Origin of the sequence: Streptococcus sanguinis, assembly GCF_900635155.1 — a bacterium.
GTDB classification, from domain to species: Bacteria; Bacillota; Bacilli; order Lactobacillales; family Streptococcaceae; genus Streptococcus; species Streptococcus sanguinis_G.
The window spans coordinates 1,773,596-1,794,739 of the sequence record NZ_LR134002.1 but is presented as its reverse complement, the minus strand read 5'-3'; the positions used below and the strand labels follow the sequence as shown (position 1 = coordinate 1,794,739).

Genomic DNA, 21,144 nt, shown 5'->3' with positions numbered 1-21,144 from the left:
GGCCAATCGAAATTCAAAAGATTATGTTGGACAATTAAAATTCGAACAGAGAGTGCAGAATTTCTTAAATGATAAGAAAAATTCTAAAGGAGAAGTTTACTATGAAATTGAAGAATATAGAAAAGGGGCATTGATTTTAGGACGTAGAATTTATATTAGTTTAAAAAGTGATAGCAATTCAGATGAAGAGACAATTCATGTGTTTATTCCTGAGGATCGTCAAAATTTAAATTAAAGTAATAAATGAGACAGTACCGTATAGTTTTCAAAGCGCTGTAGTTCAATCTGGAATGATGTGAATAAAAACATTTACTAAAATAACAATATTTTTATTGTTAATTATTAATTAATCATTATAAAAAGGAGATAATATTTTGAGAAATACGACGAATAAACAGGATGATTTTAAGCTCACCACTTGGCCAGTTAGATTATTTACTGCTTTTATATTCTTTTTCCCGATTATAGTGAAGATGTTTAGATACTTCGCTTATTATGGTCTTATAATTCCTTCAGAGCCTTGGAAGTTAGCACTGAATGTTGTGGTTGAGAACTTTTCGTTTTATTCAACTGCACTAACTATTAGTTTCACAGTATTTGTGTTTGTCAGTAATGAAAGGAATAGATACCGTGATGATAGAAAAGAACGTGAAAAAGAACGTGAAAGAAATGTAAAAGAAAAGGAAAAAGAATTAGAGCAATATAAAGATCATTATAGACCTAGTTTTGTGGTTGATGCTACTAAAGGTATAATCTTGATAATGCGAGAAGATACTTTATATATAGAGAATGTAAAGTATTATGATTCTAGCGATAATACGAAAAATTGTATTAGTAAAGTATCTTTAAAGTCGGGAGATGTTGTTTCTAAGAAGATACCACGTTCATTTTATATTACTGCTACAACAATAATTGGTGAGGAAATTCTTTTTGGGTATCTAAATGGAGGCATAAAGATTTATAAATATTTAAAATCGAAGGGGAATGCATTATATCCTGGTATTGGAAATTATAGTGATATATCATCTTCTAAAGATTGGGGAGACTACAATAATATTAGTGTGCCGACTGATTCAACGTTATCTGAAATTTTCTTTTATAACACATACGAAATTAGAGAAAAGATTTTTCTGAACACAAATAAAATGAAAGGCATTATTGATTCAAGGAATTTTAATGAACTCTTAAACTCCTTATTTGAGTTGCTTTCTTATGAAATTGAAGCAAATACAGTGGAACTTTCCAGTGTGTATTCAGTATTGCAAGATGTGTTAGATATTGTAAAATACAACACAGATTGTTTTGATGAAATTAAAAAATTTGATTTTAGATTAGAGTACATATTGAATAAAGAATCTTATATTATCAATAATTCACCTACAGAAATTGGTTATTTTGATTCATTAGATGATATTAATAATTTTTTTATGATGGACTTTATTGACCATATACAACGTAATCTTTGTTTATTAAAAACTGAAGAGAAGATTGACAAGTCTACTGAAAAATTTGTTTTGAGGGATATTTTAGCGATATTACTGGAGGTTTTCGATAATACAGATATACCTAGTTTAGGTAATATTCTTTTAATTAATTTAAAGGCAGTAATCTTTAATAATATTCACTTGAAGAAATAGTGCAGCCGTTGAGTGCCTGCGGAGAGAAAATACCAGAAAATCGCACAAAAGAACAGTATGAGTTGGAGAAAGAGTTTCAGCCACTGTTTGACTTTTTAGCGGAAGATAAGAAAGATTTGTCAAATGTAAAATTATATAGCAGTAAAATTTTTATGATGGATGAAAATGCTGATAGTAAAATATCAAGGAGTGTTTATTTAAAACCTGATAATACAGGAGAGTATATGCTTCTCATGTTGCTGACGATGAATATCTTAGTATTTTTAAATATCACAGCCTTTTATTTCGTCTTTTCTTTAGCCATCAGTTGTGTTAAAATAATAGAAAAAACAAAGGAGTCTTTATGTCAGAAATTAAGATCAAACGCGAGACAGGTTTTGTAGGGATTATTGGGAAGTTTCCAATCTTTATCAATGGTCAGAAAGTTGGCGCAATCAAAAACGGAGAAGAGGCTGTTTTTCCAATCGCAGCTAATGAAGCAGAAGTTCGTGCTGGATTTGCTCCTATGAAAACTAAGCCAGTGACAGTTAAAGCAGGGCAAACCTTGCTGATTGAAACAAATTTTACTAATTTTTCTATTTGTTTGGGAACTTTAGTAGTTGCTTTTCTATTTGGTGGATTGCTTCGTGCGATTCTCTTGATTCTTTATATTGTTTTAATGTTCCTTCTTCCTTTCTACTCTGCTAGAATTGCAGAATAACCTTGATACCAGCAGATGCTGGTTTTTTGTATGTTATTTTTTGAAAATGTAGCTAATCTTTTGACAAGATTTCTGAAAGGGTTTACAATAAAACTAACAAATTATAAAGCGAGGTATGTTTATGGCAAAAATGAATGCTGCGCGTTGGTATGGCGCTAAAGATGTTCGTATTGAAGAAGTGGATGTACCGGAAGTCAAACCGCATCAGGTTAAAATTGCGGTCAAGTTCACAGGAATCTGTGGAACTGACTTGCATGAATACTTAGACGGACCGATTTTTATTCCGACAGAAACAGAGCATGTCTATTCTGGCCAGAAAGCGCCTGTAACTTTAGGACATGAGTTTGCTGGGGAAATTGTTGAGGTCGGCAGTGCCGTGACACGGGTCAAAGTTGGCGACCGGGTGACAGTTGAGCCCATTTTGGCTAAGCATAATCTTGTCGGTGATTATAATCTGGACCCTAATCTAAACTTTGTCGGTCTGGCGGCAGACGGTGGTTTTGCCAAATACTGTGTTTTGGACGGAGACATTGTTCACAAAGTTCCAGACAGCCTTAGCTATGAGCAGGCAGCTTTGACAGAACCTGCTGCTGTAGCTGTTTACGCAGTCCGTCAGTCAGCTCTTAAGACGGGCGATACAGCGGTTGTCTTCGGTTTGGGGCCAATCGGGCTCTTGATAGTTGAGGCTTTGCGAGCAGTCGGTGCCTCTAAGATTTATGGTGTCGAGTTATCTCCAGAACGCCAAGCCAAGGCTGAGGAGCTTGGGGCCATCATTGTGCATCCAGAAGAAGGCGAAGACGTGGTAGCTGCTATTCAGCGTTTAACTGGTGGCGGGGCAGATGTGTCTTATGAAGTGACCGGGGTGCCGGTTGTGCTGGGACAGGCTTTGGCTGCTGTTCACAAGGCTGGGGAATGTATGGTTGTTTCTATCTGGGAGCGAGAAGCCAGCGTCAATCCTAATGAATTTGCCATTCAAGAAAAAACGCTCAAGGGTATTATCGCTTATCGGCATATTTTCCCTAAGGTGCTGGAACTGATGGAGCAGGGCTATTTCTCTGCTGACAAGCTTGTGACCAAGAAGATTAAGCTGGAGGATATTGTGCAAGAAGGTTTTATCGAGCTGACTCAGGACAAGGCGCAGATCAAGATTTTGGTATCGCCAGAATAAATCTTTGCTTAATCATGAGATGAAAATCAGTCAAAACTGGCTGATTTTTCTTTATGGATTGTGCTATAATAAGCAAAGATATAGAAAGAGGTTTAGGATGTCAAAAGTTTTGAAAGGGACCATTTACACAATAGCTGCTGGAATTGCTTGGGGGCTGTCTGGCACGAGCGGCCAATATCTGCTAGGGCATGGTTTTTCTGCGCTAGCGCTGACCAATCTCCGCTTGCTGCTTTCAGGCCTTGCCTTGATGGGTGTGGCCTATTTGGCAAATCGGGACCATTTTCGGAAGCTTTTAAAAGATAAGTCTTCCTTGTTTTCTATTTTTATTTTTGCCCTCTTTGCTTTGTTTCTCAACCAATTTGCCTACTTGGAGGCCATTCGAGAAACCAATGCAGGGACAGCGACGGTCTTGCAATACCTCTGCCCAATAGGCATCTTAGCCTATGTCTGTATCAAGGATCGGGTTGCGCCTACAATATCGGAGCTTTGTTCTATGCTGTTAGCGATTGTCGGAACCTTTTTGATTTGCGACCCACTGTCAGCTGAATCAGTTAGCCATTACTCCTAAAGGTTTATTGGTTGGTCTTTTTTCAGCTTTTACACATGGGCTTTACATCTTGCTCTCTATTGACTTGATTAAGAAATGGGGCAGTATACTGGTGATTGGCATTGGAATGACCATGGCAGGGCTTTTCTTGCTTCCCATTAGCGGTCTAGCTCAGCACCAGTGGGATCTCAGTCCTAATATTCTATTAGCCTTGGTGGGAATCGTGGTAGTTGGGACCATCTTTTCCTACACGGTCTTTTTAAAGGGTACTTCCCTGATAGGACCTGTCAAATCCAGTCTTCTAGCTTCCACTGAGCCTATTTCAGCGGTCTTCTTTGCCTTTTTTCTGATGAATGAGCGTTTTTATGTCCTTGATCTGGTAGGGATTGCTATGATTTTAATAGTTGTTTCGCTCATTTCCCTTAAAGACTTATGGTTGCAAAAGAAGAAAAAGTCCTGCAGCCTCTCCTAGTTGAACCATTATATATGGTAGACAAAAAGGATAAATAAAAAAGGAGTTGACTTCATTCAACTTCTTTTTATTTGGAGACCATTTTCCAGAAAAAATCAATGACATAAGTCAGTCCGTAGGTATAGATGACGAGAGTGATGGGCTTGCAGACAAGGATAATCAGCATGTACTTTTTGAAAGTCATCTTGGTCAGGGCCGCCAGCATGCAGAGAAAGTCGGCTGGACTGATGGGCCAAATCATCATGAAAATGAAGAAGCGCTCAAAGCGATTCCCCTTATCCAGCCAGCCGATGTATTTATCATAAGTTCGCTTGCTGACGACAGACTGGACAAAAGCCGGACCATAGGTGCGCGCCAGATAAAATATCAGGGCGCAGCCAATGACAATACCGATATAGTTATAAATGGTGCCAACGATATGGCCGTAGATGAAAACACCAGCGACAGAGGTTAGGGCGCCAGGGATAATGGGCACGACCGTCTGTAGAATCTGCAGGAAGATAAAGAGAGGAGGCCCCCAGATGCCAGCCTGCTGGATAAAGGCTGAGAGAGTTTCCTTGGACTGGAGAATGCCTGCGAAATAGGCCCAAAGACAAAAGGCCACCGTTCCTAGAGCGCCAATGGCGGACGACCAGTTGATAATCTTTTGCAAAAAGGGAGAAACAGTTTTCATTTCTCGATCCTTGCTTGCCATAGGCACCTCCAAGAGAATTATTCTTATATCTACTATAGCATCTTTTGCCATTTTTGTAAGCTTTGAAGCTATAGGTGCTAAAAAGTATGAAAGATGATATAATGATATGACTGGTAAGCAATAATCTATAAGCATTCAAAAATTAGAGAGAGTGCTTGTGCTCGAACTAAAAATTCTAGGAGTTAGGAGAGTTATAGTGGAAGAATTTCTAAACTTATATCATCAAAAATTGTGGGAGATTGCATATGAGAATCTCATAAGAACATTTTTCCACCCTCATACAATTATTTTCTTTGTATTATTTTTAATTATTTCTTTCTTAATCTGTTACGTATATTTCGAAAAAAAATGTACTTTACTATTTATAGTTAGTTATTTCTCCTTGTTCCTTTTGGGAGGAGTCGCAGAGTTTGTGAATAGCTATGACAAAATTATGAGTCCAGATTCAAGTTATAACCAATCCTTTTGGTTATTTCCAGTAGTAGAAATGCGCTTACAGATTGAGTATGTAGATGAGCAACTCTTATCTAGTGTTGATGGAGAGCTTAAGAAAGCAGATGTTATACTGTTTGCAGAAGCTAATCCTCAATATCACGATGGTCTTTTTAGTGATACAGCGGATTTCTTTACACGTAGCCATATAGAGGGGAAACAGTTTTTAGTTGCTTTAGTAGGCTACGAAGAGAAAGATGGTGAATGGCAATCTGTTGACATTCGCATTGCCCCTGGTGATGAAGAAAAGGATCTTCAGAAATTTTCTAAGGTTCTTCACATAAAAAAAGATGAAGCAGAGGGTGCTACCGGTATTATTTATAAACTTCAAAAATTTTATGAAAAAAGTTAGAGAGCGAAAAAAATAGATAGTGGTCTTATGGCATGATTTTTGTTCCATTTTAAATGAAGCTTCCCACTTAGGAAGCTGTTTTCATTTGCTTGAAAAATAGAAAAGTGAACATTACCTATTCGCTCTAGAAGAAATAGGAGCATGAGTGCCAAAAAGCCTATTTTATGCTATAATAATGAGAATACGAATTTTTGGAGAGAGATGTGGCGATTGAAGATTATATGCCGGACTTTGCGGTCGAGGCAGTTTACGATTTGACAGTAGAGAGTTTGAAAAGACAGGGTATCAAAGCGGTTTTGGTGGATTTGGATAACACCTTGATTGCTTGGAATAATCCTGATGGGACTCCAGAGATGAAGAAGTGGCTCCATGATTTGCGGGACGCGGGCATTCGGATAATCGTGGTGTCCAATAATAACCAAAAACGGGTCAAGCGGGCTGTTGAAAAGTTTGAAATTGACTATGTCTACTGGGCCATGAAACCCTTCACTTGGGGAATTGACCGAGCGCTCAAGCTTTTTCATTTTGAAAAAAAGGAAGTGGTCATGGTGGGCGATCAGCTTATGACGGATATTCGGGCAGCTCATCGGGCCGGGATTCGTTCGATTTTGGTTAAGCCACTGGTTGAGCACGACTCTATCAAGACTCAAATCAATCGGGCACGTGAACGCCGTGTGCTCAAGAAAATCACTGAAAAATACGGCCCAATTCAATACAAAAAAGGAATTTAAGCATGGAAGAACTTCTCTGTATCGGCTGCGGAGCCACTATTCAGACAGAAGATAAGAGCAAGCTAGGCTACACGCCCCAGTCGGCTCTAGAAAAAGGCTTGGAGACAGGCGAACTCTATTGCCAGCGCTGTTTCCGCTTGCGCCATTATAATGAAATCAGCGATGTCCAGCTGACGGATGATGACTTTCTGCGGCTTCTGCATGAGGTTGGAGATAGCGATGCCTTGGTCGTCAATGTTGTCGATATTTTTGACTTTAATGGATCGGTCATTCCTGGCCTGCCTCGCTTTGTCGCAGGAAATGATGTTCTCTTGGTCGGGAATAAAAAGGACATTTTGCCTAAGTCGGTCAAGGATAGCAAGGTGACCCAATGGCTGACGGAACGAGCTCACGAAGAAGGTCTGCGTCCGGTCGATGTGGTTCTGACCTCTGCTCAGAACAAGCAGGCGATCAAGGACTTGATTGACAAAATTGAGCATTGCCGCAAGGGACGTGACGTTTATGTGGTTGGCGTGACCAATGTGGGCAAGTCTACTTTGATTAACGCGATTATTCAGGAAATCACGGGCAATAAGGATATTATTACGACTTCGCGCTTCCCGGGAACAACTTTGGACAAAATCGAGATACCTTTAGCAGACGGCAGTCATATCTACGATACACCGGGTATTATCCATCGTCACCAGATGGCTCACTATCTTTCTGCTAAGAATCTCAAATACATCAGTCCCAAAAAGGAAATCAAACCCAAAACCTACCAGCTTAATCCTGAGCAAACCCTCTTTTTGGGTGGCCTAGGCCGCTTTGACTTTGTGGCAGGTGACAAGCAGGGCTTCACGGCTTATTTTGACAATGAGCTCAAGCTCCACCGGACCAAGTTGGAAGGTGCCAGTGGCTTTTATGACAAGCATGTTGGCAGTCTCTTAGTACCGCCGGTTGGCAAGGAAAAGGAAGAGTTTCCAGCCTTGGTCAAGCATGAATTTACCATCAAGGACAAGACGGATATCGTCTTCTCTGGTCTGGGTTGGATTCGCGTCAGTGGTCCTGCCAGAGTAGCCGGATGGGCACCAGAAGGCGTGGCAGTTGTCACTCGGAAAGCTATTATATAATACTCAAGACACCAAGGGGAAGAAATTCCCTTAAAATAAGGAAGGAAAAGGCTATGAACAGTGGGGAGTAAAGCGAATCCTAGCTGTATCAAGCCTTATAGAAGAACATGACACTAACATCAAAACAAAGAGCCTTTCTCAACAGTCAGGCGCATAGTCTCAAACCTATCATTCAGATAGGGAAAAATGGACTCAACGACCAAATCAAAACCAGTGTCCGTCAGGCGCTGGATGCGCGAGAGCTGATCAAGGTTACCCTCTTGCAAAATACGGATGAGAATATCCATGAAGTTGCGGAGATTCTGGAAGAGGAAATCGGAGTGGATACGGTGCAGAAGATTGGCCGGATCTTGATTCTCTACAAGCAGTCCAGCAAGAAGGAAAATCGCAAACTCTCGGTCAAAGTTAAACAAGTGTAAGGAAAAATTTCTGTGGAGATGTCAGCCTATGGCTATTGAATTACTGACCCCCTTTACCAAGGTGGATTTAGAACCAGAAGTTAAAGATAAAAAACGCAAGCAGATTGGCATTTTAGGTGGCAATTTCAACCCTGTCCACAATGCTCATTTGGTCGTGGCGGATCAGGTCCGGCAACAGTTGGGCTTGGATCAGGTCCTGCTCATGCCAGAGTACGAGCCGCCGCATGTGGACAAGAAAGAGACCATTGATGAAAAGCATCGGCTGAAAATGCTGGAACTGGCTATCGAGGGCATTGAAGGTCTAGGGATTGAGCCCATTGAGCTGGAACGGAAGGGAATTTCTTATAGCTACGATACCATGAAGCTCCTGACAGAGCAGCATCCAGATACGGACTATTACTTTATCATCGGTGCGGATATGGTGGATTATCTGCCTAAGTGGTACCGGATTGATGAGCTGGTTGAGCTAGTTCAGTTTGTCGGTGTTCAGCGGCCGCGCTACAAGGCGGGGACTTCTTACCCTGTCATCTGGGTGGATGTCCCTCTTATGGATATTTCCTCCAGCATGGTGCGGGATTTTCTGGCTCAGGGACGGACTCCTAATTTCCTGCTGCCTCAGCCAGTCTTAGACTATATCGAGAAAGAGGGGCTTTACCTATGACCTATGAAAGCTATATCAGCATGAGCCGTGATGACTTGCTGGCTAAGATGGAAACAGTCATGTCTGAGAAGCGCCTGCGGCATTGTCTAGGTGTGGAAAAGGCTGCCCGTGAATTAGCGGAGCGCTTCGGTTTTGACGTCGAAAAAGCGGGTCTGGCAGGACTCCTACATGACTATGCTAAAAAGGTCTCGGATGAGCAATTTCTGGCCTTGATTGACAAATACCAGCTGGATCCTGACCTGAAAAACTGGGGCAACAATGTCTGGCATGGCATGGTGGGAATTTACAAGATTCAGGAAGACTTAGGCATCGAAGATGCCGAGATTCTGCGAGCCATTGAGATTCATACAGTGGGCAGTGGCACCATGTCTGAGCTGGACAAGATCGTCTATGTCGCCGACTATATTGAGCACAACCGGGATTTTCCGGGAGTAGACAAGGCTAGAGACTTGGCTCAGCAGTCGCTCAATCTAGCTGTGGCATACGAAACAGCAAGGACTGTAGAGCATTTGGCTCACAAAGGAATGCCCATCTATCCGCAGACCTTGGAGACCTACAATGCCTTTGTAGGATATTTGAAGGAAATAGAAGAAAATTAAAGAGGAACTATGAAAGAACAAGAATTATTGGAACTGGTCGTGAAGGCGGCCGATGAAAAGCGTGCAGAAGATATTGTGGCTTTGGACTTGCAAGGTCTGACTACGGTGACAGATTACTTTGTTATCGTCAGCTCGATGAACAGCCGTCAGCTGGATGCAGTAGCTGAAAATATCCGTGAGAAAGCTGCTGCGGCTGGTATTTCTGCTGGTCATATCGAAGGAGATGCAGCTGGTGGCTGGGTTCTCTTAGACTTGGGTGGCGTGGTTGTCCATGTCTTTTCTGAGGAAATGCGGGCGCATTACAATCTGGAAAAGTTGTGGCACGAAGCAACTGGTGTGGATGTTGCAGCCTTATTGGAAGAAAAAAACAAGTAATTTTTTGCCCTTAGACAGAAAGTAGAATTCGGCTCAGTCAGCCTGCTGGCTGGGCTATTTTTGAAAGGAAAAGTATGGCAACTTATGAAACCTTCGCGTCGGTTTACGATGCGATTATGGATGATTCTTTGTATGAGAAGTGGACGGATTTCAGCCTGCGTTATTTTCCCAAGGATAAGAAAAAACTGCTGGAGCTAGCCTGCGGTACGGGCATCCAGTCCATTTATTTTAAGCAAGCGGGTCTTGAGGTGACAGGGCTGGACCTGAGTCAGGAAATGCTGGATTTGGCAGAGAAGCGTAGCATAGAGGCCGGTTTGGATATTCCCTTTATCCAGGGCAATATGCTGGATTTGAGTGGCGTCGGTCAGTTTGATTTGGTGACTTGCTATTCAGACTCGATTTGCTATATGGAGGACGAAGTCGATGTTGGTCAGGTCTTCACTCAAGTCTACCAGCATCTAAATGAGGGCGGCCGCTTTATCTTTGACGTACACTCGATTTACCAGATTGACGAGGTTTTTCCTGGCTATTCCTATCACGAAAATGCTGAAACCTTTGCTATGGTATGGGATTCCTATGCGGACGAACCGCCTCATTCTATCGTGCATGAGCTGACCTTCTTTGTCCAAGACGAGGATGGGCGCTTCACGCGCCATGATGAGGTGCATGAGGAGCGGACCTATGAGATTCTGACCTATGATATCTTGCTGGAGCAGGCAGGCTTTAAGAACGTCAAGGTTTATGCGGACTTTGAGGACAAGGAGCCAACTGACAAGAGCGCTCGTTGGTTCTTTGTGGCGGAGAAATGAGATGACAGTTACGGGTATTATCGCAGAGTTTAATCCTTTTCATAATGGGCACAAATATCTGCTGGAGCAGGCTTCTAGTCTGAAAATCATTGCTATGAGTGGCAATTTTGTTCAGCGCGGAGAGCCGGCTATCGTGGACAAGTGGACTCGGGCACAGATGGCTTTGGAAGCTGGAGCGGATTTGGTCCTTGAGTTGCCTTTCTTGGTCAGCGTTCAGGCGGCAGACTTTTTCGCTAAGGGGGCAGTAGACATCTTAGAGAGACTGGGCATTGAGCATCTGACTTTTGGAACTGAGGAAGTGTTGGACTATGGGAGTATTTCGAGGGTCTATGGCGAGAAGGCAGAGCAGATGGAGGCTTATCTGGCTGGCTTGCCTGATTCCCTATCATATCCCCAGAAGACTCAGGCCATGTGGCAGGAGTTTGCAGGGCTCAATTTCTCAGGCTCTACCCCCAATCATATCTTAGGCTTGGCCTATGCCAAGGCTGTGGCAGGAAAGGCTATCAAGCTGTGCCCGATTCAGCGCCAGGGGGCTGGCTATCATTCCTTGTCAGCTAATCAGGAATTTGCTTCCGCAACTGCCCTTCGTCAGAATCTGGATCAGCCTGATTTTCTGAAAAAATTCACTCCGGCCTATCACTTGATTGAAACGGCTCCCAAGGTGACCTGGTCGGACCTCTTTCCTTACCTTCGTTACCAGATAGTGACAAGTCCGGATTTGACAGATTTTTATCAGGTCAATCAGGAGTTGGCCGTCAGGATTAGAGAGGCCTTGAAAAGCAGTGAGACCATAGAAGAGCTAGTTAAGCAGGTGGCGACCAAGCGCTATACCAAGGCTCGGGTTCGACGTCTGCTGACCTATATCCTGACCGGAGCTAGACAAGAAGAGATTCCGTCAGGTGTTCACATTTTAGGCTTTTCCGAGCAGGGGCGCCAGCATTTGTCCAGCCTTAAAGGTAAGGTCGAATTGGTCAGCCGTATCGGCAAGGAGCCATGGGATAGTCTAACCCAGCAGGCTGATAAGGTCTATCAACTAGGCAATCCCGCACTTAGGGAGCAGAATTTTGGACGGGTTCCGATTATGAAAGACAAGCAAGGTTGAATCTTCAACCTTTTTACTTTATTTGTGATGGTACAGAAAAAATGGTATAATAAATGAATGAACTTGTTTTAACTAAAGAGCATGATTTGCTTTTTAGCGGTTTGACTGTAGGTATGAAAGGTAGTATTCGGTCAATAAAACATTGCTAGGCTTGATTGAATGATTATATTTCATATCCATGTCTCAAAGGAGGAAGACTCATGAAATTCAAAAAGATTACTTTTATGGCCCTTACAGCTTTACTGACGCTTAGTTTAGGGGCTTGTAGCTTGATTGGGCAGAAGCATTCTCAAAAGAATCAGGGTGTGACTGAGAATAGTTCCCGTGAGAGCCAAAAGAATACTTCTTCTGACGATATTGAAGAACTCTTGGAGAAAGCAGAAACTGCGAATGAAGATCTAACTTCAATGAAAATGAAGGTAAAACTATCTATCACTGTAGATGGTTCCAATAAAACTCAAACGATGAGCGGAGACCTTCTCTATGATAAAAGCACTGATGAATTGGCCAAGGGACATTTAGTAATAGATGGAAAAGAGAGCGGTCAGGAGAGTTATCAAGAAGCGATTATGCCAGGCGGACAGGATAAACTTTTGTATACTCGTTCTTCTAAAAATGGAACATGGTCTAAGCAAGAAATGGGAAGCGGGGCAGATTATTATGTTCAGCCCGATTATTTCAAACTCATGGATGGCTTTTATCAAATGGCTGATGATGTCACTGTAAAGGAAAGCGGTGATGAATATGTCTTTAAATTAAGCAGTAAAAATGCTGATTTGCTAGGGCTTTTTGGTGAAGAATTCAAACTAGAGCTGTCAGGTGTTACTCAGGCAGATATGGATAAGAAGTTAGAAGTACGCTTGGATAAAAAGACCTTATTCTTAAAAGACTTTAAGCTAGGTTTATCTTATAAAGGTGAAAAAGGTAGTATGGATGTTCAAACAGATACTCATTATTCTGACTGGAATACTATAGATGAAGATGAGATAAAAGCACCTCAGTAAAGCATTGACAGAATAGCTTCTAAACTATTAGCTGAGAAAGAAAGGAAAAGTCATGCCTTTATTGTTTGCTTTTCGCTACCGTAGAGGACTCTATTTGACCATAGTAATCTTAGCCTCTGTCTTTTTAGTCTCAGGCATCATTTTCGGTGCTTTAGCTTGCTTGCTCTTGTTTTCAATTGATAAAGCCATGCCTGGATCAGGAATTAGTTCATTCGGTTTGCCTTCTTTCCTTACCTTTCTGTTAGCCAGTCTACTTGAAATTTTTATAATAATCCATGCAGGACGTAAGTTGAGTAAAAAGTGCTTTGTTCTCGCGGGAACAGAATGGGGCTTGACCGTGCGAGGAGCTTTGTTGAAAGAGCATAGCTTTGCTTGGAATCAGCTGGAAAGTGTCTTTTACCGGCCGGCTTGGGGAAGAACTTCTGATGGGCAGGCTTCTTTTCGACTGGGAGTCAGGTACTATAGGAGAGACTACCTATATGTCAAGCCTTATCATGGCAAGTCCGTTCGAGTAGATGTCACTTTTTTAGATGGCAGAATAGAGGATGTTTTTGCATGTTTAAGCAGATGCAAACCGGATTTACCTATTGTGAAAAATTATCAGTGATATTTTTGATGGATTTCGGTAAAGGTCCGCTATGACAGACCTGCCGGTTTCGGAAAATAGAATTTATCGTCCAGTTGCTCTTTTAGCGGCTGGATTTTTTATGGAAGGAAAACAGAAATCAAATTTGTCTCGATTTCAGGCTAACAAGAGTTGAAGAATGCAAGCTGAATCTTCTAGAAGCTATCATTTTTTCTTAGTGATTTTTCTGATTCCCTGTGTTATAATAAGAAAGATTAAAAATGTAATTTATCAAAAGGAGAATCTCCAATGGGACGTAAATGGGCCAATATTGTGGCAAAGAAAACGGCCAAAGACGGCGCAAACTCAAAAGTATATGCTAAGTTTGGTGTGGAAATCTATGTAGCAGCTAAAAAAGGTGATCCAGATCCAGAGTCTAACACAGCTTTGAAATTCGTTATTGACCGAGCTAAGCAGGCTCAGGTGCCAAAGCATGTCATTGACAAGGCCATCGATAAGGCAAAAGGAAACACCGACGAAACCTTTACTGAAGGCCGCTATGAAGGATTTGGGCCAAACGGTTCTATGCTGATTGTCGATACACTGACTTCAAATGTCAATCGGACTGCAGCCAATGTCCGTGCTGCTTTTGGTAAAAATGGCGGCAATATGGGAGCTAGCGGCTCTGTATCTTATCTTTTTGATAATAAAGGTGTGATTGTCTTTGCGGGTGACGACGCTGACAGCGTCTTTGAACAGCTGCTGGAAGCGGATGTGGATGTTGATGATGTTGAAGCAGAAGAAGGAAGCATCACTGTTTATACAGCTCCAACTGACCTTCACAAGGCCATCGTGGCTCTGCGTGAATCTGGCATTCAAGAATTCCAAGTAACTGAGCTTGAAATGATTCCTCAGTCTGAAGTAGAGTTGACCGGTGAAGACCTCGAAACCTTTGAAAAGCTTTATAGCGTTTTAGAAGACGACGAAGATGTCCAAAAAATCTATACGAATGTAGATGGATTCTAAAGAAACTTGACCTGTAGTTGGAGCTACAGGTTTTCTGTTATGAGAAGTCTCAAACTGTATTTACCAGTCAAGATAAGTATAGCAAAATAGAAAAGTCATAGGATTAACTTATTAAAGAGAAGAACTTAGCTTCCTGTGCCTTGCTTCCAAACCAGAACGAGATTATCAGTTGAAATTTGTAAAAACTGATGGCAAGTGGGTCTTGGAGCGTGATTTTTCTTATGAATCCATTGTCATTTCTTTCGAAGGCGATATATCATAATAGCAAAATTAGAGGGCTGATTATTGATTATTTGCTCTCTATTTTTGTGTCCTCGTCCAGCTTTGTGCTATACTGGATGGTAGCTAGGTGTATTCGAATAAAGGAGTCTGCCATGAAAAAATTTTATGATAAACTGATGCAAACGCGGCATTATCTTCATCAGCATCCAGAGCTGTCTGGGCAGGAATTTGAAACGACGGCTTTTCTAAAAGGCTATCTGGAAGATTTGGAGATTAGGATTTTAGAATCCGGTCTGAAAACGGGCTTGGTTGCCGAGATTGGCTCTGGCAAGCCGGTTATTGCCCTGAGGGCTGATATCGATGCTCTGCCCATTTTGGAGCGGACAGGTCTACCTTATGCCAGTCAGAATGTAGGCGTCATGCACGCTTGCGGCCATGATTTTCACCAGACCAGCCTCTTGGGGGCAGCTGAGCTGCTCAAGGCTATGGAAGGAGATTTGAGAGGGACAGTTCGTTTGATTTTCCAGCCGGCTGAGGAAACTTCTCTGGGAGCCAGTCAGGTGCTTGCGACTGGTTTGCTGGACGATGTGTCTGCTATTATTGGCTTTCACAATATGCCCCAGCTTAAGGCGGGACAGCTGGCGCTTAAAGCTGGAGCCATGATGGCTGGGGTTGAGAAGTTCAAGGTTGAGGTAGAAGGAGTCAGCAGCCATGCGGCTAGGCCAGATCTGGGTGTTGATACAGTATTGACCTTAACCAGTATGATTCAAAATCTGCAGGCTCTAGTGGCCCGCATAGTGTCTCCTTTTGAAGCAGCTGTCTTATCTGTAACCCATATAGAAGCTGGAGCGACTTGGAATGTACTACCGCAGTCAGGCTTTTTTGAAGGAACCATTCGCAGCTTCAATCCATCCTTGCAGCAGCGTCTCAAGGAAGACTTTATCCGAATTGTAGAGAATACAGCGGAGAATTTTGGAGCTCAAGTCAGGATTTCTTGGGGCCATACACCGCCAGTGACCTATAATGATTCCGAATTGGCCGAGCTGCTCTATGAGCATTCACAGAATCTGGCTGAGGTCCTACCTGCCAGTCCTTCCTCGGCTGGTGAAGATTTTGCCTTTTATCAAGAGAAGATTCCAGGCGTCTTTGCCTTTATCGGCTCAAATGGGGCAGAAAATGCTCCTGACCTCCATCACGATAGCATGGTCATTGACGACGAAGCCTTCAAAGTTTCCGTTCCTTACTATGTCGAAAGTGCTCTCTTTCTCCTGCAGTACTATAAGCAGAAGGTCTAGAGATAGTTGCCTCAAAGCTGATAAAGAAAAGCTATCACCTCCATAAAAAATATATAATGGTCAAGCTTCTCCTTATTTGATATGATAAAGAAAGACTTTTTAGGAGGAATTCGAAATATGAACCTGAAGAAAACCTTGAAATACTTCTCTCTGGCGGCTGTCAGTGCCTTGGCCATTGGTGCCCTAGTGGCCTGCTCATCATCAAGTGAGAAGAAAACAGAGAAAATAAAGGTAGAAGTCGGAACAGTAGGAACGACCAAACCATTTTCATACGAGGATAAAGACGGTAAACTGACTGGCTACGATATCGAAGTCCTTCGTGCTATCTTTAAGGACTCAGACAAGTATGAAGTCAATTTCAATAAGACCAAGTGGGCTTCTATTTTCTCAGGTCTGGACAGCGACCGCTACCAGATCGGTGCCAATAATATCAGCTATTCCGAAGAACGGGCTAACAAATATCTCTATGCTAGTCCATATGCGAAAAATCCAACAGTTTTAGTTGTCCGGAAGGGTGAGGGCATCAAATCGCTGGATGACATTGGCGGCAAGTCTACTGAGGTTGTTCAGGGGACTTCAACAGCTCAGCAACTAGAGGACTATAACAAGGAACATAGCGATAATCCGACAAAAATCAATTATACGGACGGAACCATTCAGCAAATCTTGGCCAATCTGAATGACGGCCGTACGGACTATAAAGTTTTTGAGCGCATAACTGTAGAGTCTATTATCAAAGACCAAGGCTTGAAAAATCTGGAAGTGATTGAACTTCCAAGCGACCAGCAGCCTTATGTCTATCCGATTATTGCAAGCGGTCAGGAAGACCTGCAAAAATTTGTCAACAAGCGAATCAAGGAACTCTATGAGGACGGTACGCTTGAAAAACTATCACAAGAATTCTTTGGCGGCTCTTACCTGCCAGATGCAAAAGACATCAAGTAAGAAATCCCATCAAGTCCAGTCTGCAATTTGGCTGACTAGACTTTGATACAAGAAATACGATAAGGGCGGGGAAGCTTATTTCCCCAGCCCTTTATCTGCTGTTAATAGGAGTAACGCATGCCTTTCTCAACTGAGACTGAACAAATCAAGAAATTTGAAAACGACGAGGTAGCCCAGCACTATTTTGAAGTGCTGCGGACCTTGATCTCTAAAAAATCAATCTTTGCCCAGCAGGTTGGCTTGCAGGAAGTAGCCAACTATTTGGGAGAGATTTTTACAGCTGCAGGTGCCAAGGTCATGATTGACGATAGCTATACTGCTCCATTTGTTTTGGCGGAGTTTCTTTCTTCAAATCCTGCTGCTAAGACCATTATTTTCTACAACCACTACGATACAGTGCCGGCAGATGATGACCAGCCTTGGACCAATGATCCCTTTACACTGTCAGTTCATTACGGGATTATGTATGGGCGAGGAGTGGATGATGACAAGGGGCACATTACCGCTCGTTTGACGGCCGTTCGTAAGTATATTCGAGAGCACGGTGATTTGCCGGTCAATATTATTTTTATGATGGAAGGGGCAGAAGAGTCTGCTTCGACAGACTTGGATAAATATTTGGCCAAGCATCGCAAACGCCTGCGAGGAGCAGATTTGCTGGTCTGGGAGCAAGGCAGCCGCAATAATCTGGGACAGCTGGAAATCTCGGGTGGTAACAAGGGAATTGTTACCTTTGATATGACGGTCAAAAGTGCAGATGTAGACATTCATTCTAGCTTCGGCGGGGTTATCAATTCAGCTTCTTGGTATTTGGTCAATGCTCTATCCAGCTTGCGCAGTCCAGACGGCCGCATCTTAGTTGAAGGCATCTATGAGCAGGTTCAAGAGCCAAATGAACGGGAGCTGGCTCTGATTGAGGAATATGCCCTGCGGACTCCTGAAGAGTTGAGTCAGGTCTATGGCTTGAAATTGCCGGTTTTGTTGGACGAACGGAAGGAATTCCTTCGTCGCTTTTACTTTGAGCCTTCTCTGAATATTGAAGGCTTCGGATCAGGCTATCAAGGCCAAGGGGTTAAAACTATTTTGCCTTCAGAGGCCCAGGCTAAGATGGAGGTTCGTCTGGTGCCTGGTCTGGAGCCAGAGAATGTATTGGACAAGATTCGTCAGCAACTGGATAAAAATGGCTATTCGGCAGTTGAGCTGACTTATACCTTGGGAGAAATGAGCTATCGCAGCGACATGAGCGCACCTTCCATTCTCAATCTTATCGAACTAGCAAAAGATTTCTACTGCGAAGGCGTCTCTGTACTGCCGACCTCAGCCGGAACTGGCCCGATGCACACGGTTTATGAAGCCTTGGAGGTTCCTATGGCGGCTTTTGGACTTGGCAATGCCAACAGCCGGGACCACGGTGGAGATGAGAATGTGAAAATTGCTGATTATTATACACATATAGAGCTCATTCAAGACTTGATTGGCAGTTACCATCAAACTGACTAGACTAGTGGGAAAGGAAGGCTTATGCTATACTCTATAAGAAAAGACAAACTGAAGCAGGCTGGCTTCTTTTACCTCTTTTATTTTTTAGCCATGCTCTTAGGCGTCTTGGTTGGGCTTCTATTTGACCGCTCGGGCAATATGTTTTACGCTCCGGCTTTTACAGCTTTCTTTGGCGGAGTTCTGTTCATCTTCTACACTGAGAAAATAAAGACCTTCGGTCTAATCAGCGGCCTAGGTTGTCTGCTAGGTCTCTTCTTTCTGCTCAGTCGACATGGCTTTGGAGCCTTTCTACCAGGTTTGATTTGCGGTATTTTAGCGGATCTTATAGCTCGGTCAGGCAGCTATCAAAAGACTGTTAGAAGCTTGCTGGCTTTTATGGTTTTCAGCTTTAGCACAGCGGGTCCTATTTTCCTAATGTGGCTGGCACCCAAGCAGTACGAAGCTAGTCTTCTTGCCAGAGGAAAGACTCAGGCTTATATTGAGCAGGTCATGCTTAAGCCGGAACCCAGCTTAGTCCTCTGGTTTGTAGCTAGCATTTTACTGGGCGCTTTACTTGGAGCCCTGTTAGGTAGGAAAATCCTTAAAGCGAGACATTCCAAGTCAGCTTCAGTCTAACTATCATTGTAAATATAACTAAGGAGAAAACATGAACAATTTACTCGTACTCCAGTCGGACTTTGGTCTGGTAGATGGAGCTGTGTCAGCCATGATCGGAGTGGCGCTAGAAGAGTCGCCCACTCTGAAAATTCATCATCTGACTCACGATATCACCCCTTACAATATCTTTGAGGGAAGTTATCGTCTCTTCCAGACGGTTAATTACTGGCCAGCAGGAACGACCTTTGTGTCAGTAGTGGATCCGGGCGTTGGCTCCAAGCGTAAGAGTGTGGTAGCTAAGACTAAAAAGGGCCAGTACATCGTCACGCCTGACAATGGCACCCTGTCTTTCATCAAGAAGCATGTCGGCATTGAGGCTATTCGGGAAATTTCTGAAGTGGAAAATCGTCGCAAGGATACGGAGCATTCCTACACTTTCCACGGCCGTGATGTCTATGCCTATACAGGTGCCAAGCTAGCCAGCGGCCATATCAGCTTTGAAGAAGTTGGACCAGAGCTAAAAGTTGAAGACATTGTCGAAATTCAGGTAGTAGAGACCACGCTTGCTGAGAATTATGTCAGCGGAGCTATTGATATCCTGGATGTCCGCTTTGGTTCTCTCTGGACCTCTATCACCCGCGAGGAATTCTACACCTTAAAACCAGAATTTGGTGACCGGTTTGAGGTTACCATCTACAACAATGACATGCTGGTTTATCAAAACCAAGTAACCTATGGCAAGTCCTTTGCGGATGTCCGCATCGGCCAGCCTATCCTCTATATCAACTCCCTCTATCGGGTTGGCTTAGCGATTAACCAAGGTTCCTTTGCTAAGGCCTACAATGTTGGCGTCGGTGCCCAGTGGCATATTGAAATCAAGAGAATTGAAAATTAAGGAAGAAGAAAATGAAAAATAATACAATCAGAAACGTAGTCGCAACAGGAATTGGAGCTGCCCTATTCGTGGTCATCGGAATGATCAATATCCCAACGCCTGTACCCAATACCAGCATTCAGCTCCAATACCCTCTGCAAGCTCTTTTTAGCGTCATCTTTGGACCAATCGTCGGTTTCCTGATGGGCTTCATTGGCCACGCCATTAAAGACGCTATGAGCGGTGGCGGACTTTGGTGGTTTTGGATTGCCGGCAGCGGAGTCTTCGGTCTATTGGTTGGCTTCTTTAGAAAATTCTTCCAAGTGGAAGAAGGAAAATTTGAAGTCAAGGATATTATCCGCTTTAACTTGATTCAGTTTGGAGCCAATGCAATCGCTTGGCTTATCGGCCCAATTGGTGACGTGATTGTGTCTGGTGAGCCGGTCAATAAGGTCATTGCTCAAAGTATTGTAGCAATTCTGGTGAATTCTGCGACAGTAGCAGTCATCGGTACAGTCTTGCTGACTGCTTACGCTCGCACCCGCACCCGCGCAGGAAGTCTCAAAAAAGATTAATCATAGTAGTTTCTATCAAAGAATAGCTGCCTATACGACTGGGCGGCTTTTTTTGCTAGTGGTGAATCATACAGTTGTCCACTAGGAACTGGAAAATTTAAGAAATTTATGACTTCCTAAAAGTACTTACAATATAAGACGATATATTTAGATGAGATAAAAGACAAGAGTAAATTTTAGAACAGCTCTTGCGAATCAGAAATTTGTAGATTTTCCTAGTCTTTTTTTGAAAACGCTTTAAATTTGTACTATAATGGGGAATAGGAGTCGGTAAGTTCGTTGCCAACGAATCAAGAACAACCAAAGATTTGAATAGTTTAAAGTCTCTTTGGTTCTTATGTGACTCAGCTAGTTCCAACGTGTTATTGATGTTTGTGCCTACATAGTTTTAGCAGCAGAATCAGGTGCTCTGACGGCTGGATGTCTGGACCTCTGGACCTCTAAGATATAGATATGGTGTGGGTAGAAAATGTTTCAGCTGAGTTGGTTGTAACTTGCAATTTCCCGCTTCTTGATTCGTAAAAGAGAGCCCTTTTAATTTTTAGGCTCAGGGATTATCGATTCCAATGTGTATTTTAGGTAAAATTGGTCAGTTTGGCTGGATGGCCTTCATGATGACCATTGTTGTTTTTGTTCTACTTGTTGTGATGATAAGTGCTATTTTTAATAAAGGC

Annotated in this window: 23 protein-coding genes and 1 pseudogene; 23 read left to right on the top strand and 1 reads right to left on the bottom strand. The window is 42.8% G+C overall.

Annotated elements, in window-relative coordinates:
* The first annotated feature begins 374 nt into the window (after nucleotides 1–374).
* The 5 genes and pseudogenes from ELZ47_RS08965 to ELZ47_RS08940 all read left to right on the top strand — a co-directional run bounded on the left by ELZ47_RS08965 (nucleotide 375) and on the right by ELZ47_RS08940 (nucleotide 4,524).
* Nucleotides 375–1,637 carry a hypothetical protein gene (locus ELZ47_RS08965; RefSeq protein WP_126435847.1) on the top strand — a complete coding sequence of 421 codons (1,263 nt, stop codon included), beginning with the start codon at nucleotides 375–377 and terminating at the stop codon, nucleotides 1,635–1,637.
* Nucleotides 1,637–2,020 carry a hypothetical protein gene (locus ELZ47_RS12005; RefSeq protein WP_232011356.1) on the top strand — a complete coding sequence of 128 codons (384 nt, stop codon included), beginning with the start codon at nucleotides 1,637–1,639 and terminating at the stop codon, nucleotides 2,018–2,020. Before ELZ47_RS08965 ends, ELZ47_RS12005 begins: the two co-directional genes overlap by 1 nt.
* Nucleotides 1,981–2,337 carry a hypothetical protein gene (locus ELZ47_RS08955; protein WP_002903949.1) on the top strand — a complete coding sequence of 119 codons (357 nt, stop codon included), beginning with the start codon at nucleotides 1,981–1,983 and terminating at the stop codon, nucleotides 2,335–2,337. The genes ELZ47_RS12005 and ELZ47_RS08955 overlap by 40 nt, the downstream gene beginning before the upstream one ends.
* Nucleotides 2,338–2,458: 121 nt before the next feature.
* Nucleotides 2,459–3,505: a 2,3-butanediol dehydrogenase gene (locus ELZ47_RS08950; RefSeq protein WP_125330666.1), complete on the top strand. Its 1,047-nt coding sequence runs from the start codon at nucleotides 2,459–2,461 to the stop codon at nucleotides 3,503–3,505.
* Between the two features lie 97 nt (nucleotides 3,506–3,602).
* Nucleotides 3,603–4,524, top strand: a pseudogene (locus ELZ47_RS08940) (DMT family transporter).
* Between the two features lie 67 nt (nucleotides 4,525–4,591).
* Here the strand turns inward: ELZ47_RS08940 and ELZ47_RS08935 are convergent.
* Nucleotides 4,592–5,218, bottom strand: coding sequence for a TVP38/TMEM64 family protein (locus ELZ47_RS08935; protein ID WP_126435846.1), 627 nt, complete (start codon nucleotides 5,216–5,218; stop codon nucleotides 4,592–4,594).
* Between the two features lie 196 nt (nucleotides 5,219–5,414).
* On the opposite strand from ELZ47_RS08935, the gene ELZ47_RS11925 reads away from it, so the two are divergent.
* The 18 genes from ELZ47_RS11925 to ELZ47_RS08845 all read left to right on the top strand — a co-directional run bounded on the left by ELZ47_RS11925 (nucleotide 5,415) and on the right by ELZ47_RS08845 (nucleotide 20,470).
* Nucleotides 5,415–6,062, top strand: a complete 648-nt coding sequence (locus ELZ47_RS11925) for a hypothetical protein (RefSeq protein ID WP_126435845.1) — start codon at nucleotides 5,415–5,417, stop codon at nucleotides 6,060–6,062.
* Between the two features lie 203 nt (nucleotides 6,063–6,265).
* A complete protein-coding gene (locus ELZ47_RS08925; protein ID WP_164549600.1) occupies nucleotides 6,266–6,793 on the top strand; it encodes a YqeG family HAD IIIA-type phosphatase in 528 nt (175 codons plus the stop codon).
* 2 nt (nucleotides 6,794–6,795) lie between these two features.
* Nucleotides 6,796–7,902, top strand: coding sequence for a ribosome biogenesis GTPase YqeH (gene yqeH, locus ELZ47_RS08920; protein WP_125330664.1), 1,107 nt, complete (start codon nucleotides 6,796–6,798; stop codon nucleotides 7,900–7,902).
* Between the two features lie 107 nt (nucleotides 7,903–8,009).
* Nucleotides 8,010–8,321, top strand: a complete 312-nt coding sequence (gene yhbY / locus ELZ47_RS08915) for a ribosome assembly RNA-binding protein YhbY (RefSeq protein WP_125330663.1) — start codon at nucleotides 8,010–8,012, stop codon at nucleotides 8,319–8,321.
* A gap of 28 nt (nucleotides 8,322–8,349) precedes the next feature.
* Nucleotides 8,350–8,982 (top strand): nicotinate-nucleotide adenylyltransferase, encoded by a 633-nt coding sequence (locus ELZ47_RS08910; RefSeq protein WP_125330662.1) that lies wholly within the window; start codon nucleotides 8,350–8,352, stop codon nucleotides 8,980–8,982.
* Nucleotides 8,979–9,581 carry a bis(5'-nucleosyl)-tetraphosphatase (symmetrical) YqeK gene (yqeK, locus tag ELZ47_RS08905; RefSeq protein ID WP_126435844.1) on the top strand — a complete coding sequence of 201 codons (603 nt, stop codon included), beginning with the start codon at nucleotides 8,979–8,981 and terminating at the stop codon, nucleotides 9,579–9,581. The genes ELZ47_RS08910 and yqeK overlap by 4 nt, the downstream gene beginning before the upstream one ends.
* Nucleotides 9,582–9,590: 9 nt before the next feature.
* Nucleotides 9,591–9,956, top strand: coding sequence for a ribosome silencing factor (gene rsfS / locus ELZ47_RS08900; RefSeq protein ID WP_125330660.1), 366 nt, complete (start codon nucleotides 9,591–9,593; stop codon nucleotides 9,954–9,956).
* Nucleotides 9,957–10,030: 74 nt separating this feature from the next.
* Nucleotides 10,031–10,765 (top strand): class I SAM-dependent DNA methyltransferase, encoded by a 735-nt coding sequence (locus tag ELZ47_RS08895; RefSeq protein ID WP_125330659.1) that lies wholly within the window; start codon nucleotides 10,031–10,033, stop codon nucleotides 10,763–10,765.
* A 1-nt stretch (nucleotide 10,766) separates the two neighbouring features.
* Nucleotides 10,767–11,867, top strand: coding sequence for a nucleotidyltransferase (locus ELZ47_RS08890; protein ID WP_125330658.1), 1,101 nt, complete (start codon nucleotides 10,767–10,769; stop codon nucleotides 11,865–11,867).
* 200 nt (nucleotides 11,868–12,067) lie between these two features.
* On the top strand, nucleotides 12,068–12,871 hold the full coding sequence (locus ELZ47_RS08885) for a DUF6612 family protein (RefSeq protein WP_125330657.1): 804 nt from the start codon (nucleotides 12,068–12,070) through the stop codon (nucleotides 12,869–12,871).
* 187 nt (nucleotides 12,872–13,058) lie between these two features.
* Nucleotides 13,059–13,478, top strand: a complete 420-nt coding sequence (locus ELZ47_RS11870; RefSeq protein WP_331852797.1) for a hypothetical protein — start codon at nucleotides 13,059–13,061, stop codon at nucleotides 13,476–13,478.
* 267 nt (nucleotides 13,479–13,745) lie between these two features.
* Nucleotides 13,746–14,462 (top strand): YebC/PmpR family DNA-binding transcriptional regulator, encoded by a 717-nt coding sequence (locus ELZ47_RS08875; protein ID WP_002901009.1) that lies wholly within the window; start codon nucleotides 13,746–13,748, stop codon nucleotides 14,460–14,462.
* 374 nt (nucleotides 14,463–14,836) lie between these two features.
* Entirely contained in the window at nucleotides 14,837–15,979 is a 1,143-nt protein-coding gene (locus tag ELZ47_RS08870; RefSeq protein ID WP_126435843.1) for a M20 peptidase aminoacylase family protein, read from the top strand.
* 117 nt (nucleotides 15,980–16,096) lie between these two features.
* Nucleotides 16,097–16,924: an amino acid ABC transporter substrate-binding protein gene (locus ELZ47_RS08865; protein WP_126435842.1), complete on the top strand. Its 828-nt coding sequence runs from the start codon at nucleotides 16,097–16,099 to the stop codon at nucleotides 16,922–16,924.
* A gap of 117 nt (nucleotides 16,925–17,041) precedes the next feature.
* The gene (locus ELZ47_RS08860) at nucleotides 17,042–18,424 is read left to right on the top strand and encodes a M20/M25/M40 family metallo-hydrolase (protein WP_126435841.1); all 1,383 of its coding nucleotides are present in this window, start codon (nucleotides 17,042–17,044) and stop codon (nucleotides 18,422–18,424) included.
* 21 nt (nucleotides 18,425–18,445) lie between these two features.
* Nucleotides 18,446–19,039 (top strand): MptD family putative ECF transporter S component, encoded by a 594-nt coding sequence (locus ELZ47_RS08855; protein ID WP_126435840.1) that lies wholly within the window; start codon nucleotides 18,446–18,448, stop codon nucleotides 19,037–19,039.
* Between the two features lie 31 nt (nucleotides 19,040–19,070).
* Nucleotides 19,071–19,916: an SAM hydrolase/SAM-dependent halogenase family protein gene (locus ELZ47_RS08850; RefSeq protein ID WP_002898098.1), complete on the top strand. Its 846-nt coding sequence runs from the start codon at nucleotides 19,071–19,073 to the stop codon at nucleotides 19,914–19,916.
* A gap of 11 nt (nucleotides 19,917–19,927) precedes the next feature.
* Entirely contained in the window at nucleotides 19,928–20,470 is a 543-nt protein-coding gene (locus tag ELZ47_RS08845) for an ECF-type riboflavin transporter substrate-binding protein (protein ID WP_002900998.1), read from the top strand.
* Nucleotides 20,471–21,144: the final 674 nt, after the last annotated feature.